This is a genomic window from Achromobacter sp. DMS1 (assembly GCF_001270295.1).
This window is the reverse complement of the sequence record NZ_LHSJ01000272.1, coordinates 1-5,324: the sequence shown is the minus strand read 5'-3', so window position 1 is coordinate 5,324 and position 5,324 is coordinate 1. Positions and strand designations below refer to the sequence as shown.

Genomic DNA, 5,324 nt, shown 5'->3' with positions numbered 1-5,324 from the left:
ACGATTATGCCGATACGCGCCTGCGCCGGGCGGTGGAAGAAGCCGCTCAGGCGCAGCGCGCCCACGCCGCCAACGACCTCGGCACGCTGGAAGGGCTGGCGCCGCTGCAGCCCTACCGGGTCGCCATGGCCAATCCGCCGGTGCTGCAAATGGCAACGGCCGCCCTGAAGGCGGCCGGCGCGGACGTGGCGGCGGTGGCGAATGTCGGCGCGCTCGAGAACGTGACCGACGAAGCGCGCCACCGCGCGCCCGCGAACTCTCGTCTTCGCCCCTGAACGCCCGGCGGCCTCCACCGGGGGATCGCGCGCGCCGCGCGCATCCGCGGCGCGCGTCGCTTGGTCAGTGGAAGAACTCCGCGATCATCGTCGCGCCCAGGAAGGTGCCCGCGTTGGCGGCCAGCGACACCACCACGATTTTCCAGCCCAGCTTGCGGAAAGCCGGCAGGTCTTTGAGGATGGACAAGCCCGCCATGGCCAGGATGACCGTCGTAAAAGGCAGGAAGTTCACCTTGTTGACCAGCGCGATGACCTGGTCGGAATACGGCAGCACGCCCGGGCAGCCGGCCGTCATGGCCAGCACGGAGAGCACGAACACCGCGGGCAGCCTGGGCGCCAGGCGCAGCAGCAGGTCGGTGATGACCACCAGCAGCACGATGATGGCCATGCCGGGCAGCGCATCCAGGACCGGCACCTTGTAGCCGAGCTGGTTGCCCACCAGCGTGAAGAGGCCGCACACCACGTAGGCCGTGAGGCGGTCGCCGAAGCCCAGTTTCACCGCATGCGCCGCCGCCCCGGCGCCGGCATCCGCGGCGGCGGCCGACTGCGCCTTGCCGCGCGAAAAGCGGCCCAGCACCGGCTCCAGCCGGCCATAGAGCCAGATCGTGGTGGGCAGCGAAATGAAAAGCGTGAAGTACACGCCCACCACGGTCGTGAGCAGATTGGCGGCAGCGGCCAGGGCCGCGACCTGGTGCGCCATGTCGGGCGTCTGCTGCGAAGCAATGGCCCCCACGCCCGCCGCCATCATGCTGCCCGAGCCCACGCCGGCGCCCATGGCGAGCGAACGCGGGTCGAAAATGCCCAGGCTGGTGATGAAACCGGCCAGCAGGGCCACGAACAGCGCGCCGATGACCGTGCCCGTGATGTACTCGGCCATGACGCCGCGGCCTTCGGGCGAATTCATGCCGAAGCGTTCGCCGATGATGGCCAGGCTGGGCTCGCGGCCCACCGAGAAAGTGGCGCCGATGGCCTCGCGCTTGATGCCCAGCAGCAGCGCCAGCGGCAGGCCGATGGCCATGGTGCCGAAGAAATGGCCGAACTCCTGGAACACCAGCGCCCAGCCGGCCTCGCGGACCTGGGGCAGCGCCCCCCCGACCATCAGACCCAGCTTGGCGAGGAACGGCAGCAGCGCGTATGGCAGGTAACCGCTGATGCGCGCCTGCATGGCGGTATCCACGCCCATGCCGGCGGGCAGGCGCTGGCCGAAGGCCGCCACCACCGCGCCGACGAAAATCGCCCACAGCATGGGCTGCAGCACAATCTTGCCCGGCCCCACGGTAAACGAAACGCTGCCGATGGCCTCGGCAATCGCCACCACCAGCAAAATGGCGGCAAGCATGCGCAGGCGGCTGGATAGCGGCATGGAAGGCGCGGCCAGGCCCAGGCTGGCGTGAGACATCGGATTCCCCTGTATGCGTGAATGAAATGAATGGCGCGCGGGGCCGGCGGCGGCCCCGGGCGGGCAACGGGCGGGCGGCATGGAGCATGCGCGGCCCGGCGCCGGTACGCGACGCGCCGGCTGCGCAATTTTCGCCCAGGGGCCCGCCGCGCAACCATGACAGCCAGATGGCATTAGCGTTGCGTAAAATGCAACAGAAGAACACTTTACCGGCAAATCCTGCATGTTCAGCCCGCCGGAGCCCCGCACCGGAGATTCCCATGGACGAAACGCTCGACGCCCGCCGCACCCACTATTTCATGCAGGTCATGAGCCGGGGCTCGGTGCGCGGGGCGGCCGAGGCGCTGGACATGGACCCGTCCGCCGTCAGCCGGGCCATCGCCGCCCTGGAGCGGGACTGCGGCATCGCCCTGTTCGAGCGGCGCGGGCGGGGCGTGGCGCCCACCGAGGCCGGCCATATCCTGGCGCGCTACGTGAAGCGCCAGCAAGATATCCAGGAGAGCTTCTTCTCCGAGATCGACAGCCTGCGCAAGGCCGAACGGGGCCATATCGACCTGGCGCTGGGCGAGGGCTTCGTGGAGCTCATGTTCGACCGCGTGCTGCCCGGCTACTGGCGCAGCCACCCCGAAGTCACGCTGGACATCGACGTGGCCCGCACCACCGACATCGTGCAGCGCCTCCTGGACGACCGCGCCTACATCGGCCTGGTGTTCCAGCCGCCCAGCGATGCGCGCCTGCGCACGCACTACAGCCGGCCCGAGCCCATCCGCGCCATCGTGCGCCAGGACCACCCGCTCACCCGCCTGGGCCGTCCGCTGCGGCTGGCCGACCTCGCCGTCTATCCGGGCGCCGCCATGCAGGAGGGTTTCGGGGTGCGCCAGCACGTGCAGGCGGCGGAGATCAGCGAGCAGGTGCGGCTGCCCAACGTGCTCACCACTTCGTCGTTCAAGGCGCTGTGGCAGTTCGCCGCCGCCGGCATCGGCTACGCGCTCACCCCGCCCATCGCCGTGGCCGTGGACCTGCAGGCGCGGCAGCTGGCCAGCCTGCCGCTGGCCAATCCCATTCTCAACCAGGGCAGCCTGCAGGTGCTCAGCCGAGCCGGCCGCCATGTGTCCCCGGCCGCGCGGGAACTGCTGGACCACATTGTGCGCGGCATCGGCGGGGCCGGCGCATGACCTTATTACGAGAATGACTTAGACGCCCACGCGCCCTCGCTGTTACGGTTATGAATCCCGCCTGCCCGCCCGGGCGCCGCACGGCGGACTTGCGCGTTGCGCCCCAGCCGGGCCGCGCGCCGACCAGACATCAAGGGCAGTAGACATGTACGTGTATGACCCCGTCGACCAGCAGCTCGTCGAGGAGCGCGTGGCGCAGTTCAGAGACCAGACGCGCCGCTTTCTCGACGGGCAGCTCAGCGAGGACGAATTCCGCACCCTGCGCCTGCAGAACGGACTGTATATCCAGCGCCATGCGCCCATGCTGCGCATCGCCATACCCTACGGCATGCTGGCCTCGCGCCAGCTGCGCACGCTGGCGCACATCGCGCGCAAATGGGACCGCGGCTACGGCCACTTCAGCACGCGCCAGAACATGCAGTTCAACTGGCCGCGCCTCGAAGACGTGCCCGACATCCTGGCCGAGCTGGCCACGGTGCAGATGCATTCCATCCAGACCAGCGGCAACTGCATCCGCAACACCACGACCGACCACTTCGCCGGCGTGGCGCCCGACGAGCTGGTCAACCCGCTGGTGTGGTGCGAGATCATCCGCCAATGGTCCACGCTGCACCCCGAATTCGCCTTCCTGCCGCGCAAGTTCAAGATCGCCGTCAGCGGCGCGGTGCAAGACCGCGCCGCCGTGGGCGTGCACGACATCGGCCTGCAGGCCGTGGAGCGCGACGGCGAAGTGGGCTTTCGCGTCTGGGTGGGCGGCGGCCTGGGCCGCACGCCTATTACCGGCAAGCTCATCAAGCCCTTCGTGGCCTGGGCCGACCTGCTCACCTACCTGCAGGCCGTGCTGCGCGTCTACAACCTGCACGGCCGGCGCGACAACAAGTTCAAGGCCCGCATCAAGATCCTGGTCAAGGAACTGACGCCCGAGGTCTTCGCCGAGCAGGTCGAAGAACAGTGGCAGCTCACGCGCGGCGGCCCCGACACCCTCACGCAGGCCTTCGTGGACGAAATCGCCGGCCGCTTCACCTGGCCGCAGTACGACCCGGCCGCCGCGCAGCAAGCCGCGCAGGCCGAGACGGAGCAGGCGGCGCTCGCCGCGGCCGACAAGCGCTACGCGCGCTGGCTGCGCACCAACGTGCACGCCCACCGGCAGCCCGGCTACGCCGCCGTCACGCTGTCGCTCAAGCCCACCGGCTCGCCGCCCGGCGACATCACGGCCGACCAGATGGACGCCGTGGCCGCACTGGCCGACGAATACGGCTTCGGCGAAATGCGCGTCTCCCACGAGCAGAACCTGATCCTGCCCGACGTGCGCCGCGCGCGGCTGCCCGAACTCTGGCGCAAGCTCGAGGCCCTCAATCTCGCCACGCCCAACATCGGGCTGCTCACCAACATCATCGCCTGTCCCGGCGGCGACTTCTGCGCGCTGGCCAACGCGGTTTCGATTCCGGTGGCCGAAGCCATCCAGCGCCGGTTCGACGACCTGGACTACCTGTTCGAGATCGGCGAACTGGACCTCAACATCTCGGGCTGCATCAACTCCTGCGGCCACCACCACGTCGGCCACATCGGCATCCTGGGCGTGGACAAGGCCGGCGAGGAGTGGTACCAGGTCACCCTGGGCGGCCGCCAGAGCGGCGCGGCGCACCCGCTGCCCGACCTCGAATCCCTGAACGGCGGCGGCGCGGCGATAGGCCGCATCATCGGCCCCTCCTTCGCGCGCGACCAGGTGCCCGACGTGGTCGAGCGCCTGATCCGCACCTACCTCGCGCTGCGCGACAGCGAAGAAGAACGCTTCATCGACGTGGTGGACCGCGTCGGCATCGATCCCTTCAAGCGCGACGTATACGCCGACCCGGCCGTGGCCCGGCCCGCACAGCCCCAGGAGGCCGTCCATGCCTGAAGTCTATGCCCACGACGCCCCCGGCCCGCACCTGATCCGCGGCGGTGCGCTGCAGCAGGACACGGCCCGGCGCTTCACGCCCGAGCCCGAAGTGCCCGCCGAAGGACAGCTGCCCGACGACCAGCCCGGCTGGATCGTGCCGCTCAAGACCTGGAAGTCCTCGCGCGCGGCGCTGCGCCGGCACCGGCATCCGGTGGCCATCCTGCTGGAGCCCGATGCCGACCTGCGCGAGCTGGCCGACGACGACGGCAAGCTCGATCCGCAGGGCATCGCCTTCATCGCCATCGACTTTCCCGTCTACACGGACGGCCGCGGCTACTCGCTTGCGCAACTGCTGCGCAAGCGCTATGGCTGGAAAGGCGAGCTGCGCGCCGTGGGCGACGTCATGATCGACACCATCCACTACCAGGCGCGCGTGGGTTTCGACAGTTTCCTGGTCAAGCCGGGGCACGATCCGCACAAGGCGCTCAACGCCTTCAAGACCTTCACGGTGCACTACCAGAAGAGCTACCCCGCTCCCTGAGCCCCGGGCGGGCCGGTCGGCGTCCCTCGCCCGCCGCCCGGCTGGGCCCGAT

Annotated in this window: 4 protein-coding genes and 1 pseudogene; 4 read left to right on the top strand and 1 reads right to left on the bottom strand. The window is 69.6% G+C overall.

Annotated features, from left to right (window positions below; all coding sequences use genetic code 11):
• Positions 1-275: pseudogene (locus AD428_RS26905) on the top strand (hypothetical protein); the annotation flags it as partial.
• A 64-nt stretch (positions 276-339) separates the two neighbouring features.
• On the opposite strand, the gene AD428_RS22185 reads toward AD428_RS26905, so the two are convergent.
• The gene (locus tag AD428_RS22185; protein ID WP_053246616.1) at positions 340-1,674 is read right to left on the bottom strand and encodes a DUF3100 domain-containing protein; all 1,335 of its coding nucleotides are present in this window, start codon (positions 1,672-1,674) and stop codon (positions 340-342) included.
• A 260-nt stretch (positions 1,675-1,934) separates the two neighbouring features.
• Here AD428_RS22185 and AD428_RS22180 point away from each other — a divergent pair, with 260 nt between their 5' ends.
• The 3 genes from AD428_RS22180 to AD428_RS22170 all read left to right on the top strand — a co-directional run bounded on the left by AD428_RS22180 (position 1,935) and on the right by AD428_RS22170 (position 5,272).
• Positions 1,935-2,849 (top strand): LysR family transcriptional regulator, encoded by a 915-nt coding sequence (locus AD428_RS22180; RefSeq protein WP_053246615.1) that lies wholly within the window; start codon positions 1,935-1,937, stop codon positions 2,847-2,849.
• 145 nt (positions 2,850-2,994) lie between these two features.
• Positions 2,995-4,749 (top strand): nitrite/sulfite reductase, encoded by a 1,755-nt coding sequence (locus AD428_RS22175; RefSeq protein WP_053246614.1) that lies wholly within the window; start codon positions 2,995-2,997, stop codon positions 4,747-4,749.
• Positions 4,742-5,272 (top strand): DUF934 domain-containing protein, encoded by a 531-nt coding sequence (locus tag AD428_RS22170; protein WP_053246613.1) that lies wholly within the window; start codon positions 4,742-4,744, stop codon positions 5,270-5,272. Before AD428_RS22175 ends, AD428_RS22170 begins: the two co-directional genes overlap by 8 nt.
• Positions 5,273-5,324: the final 52 nt, after the last annotated feature.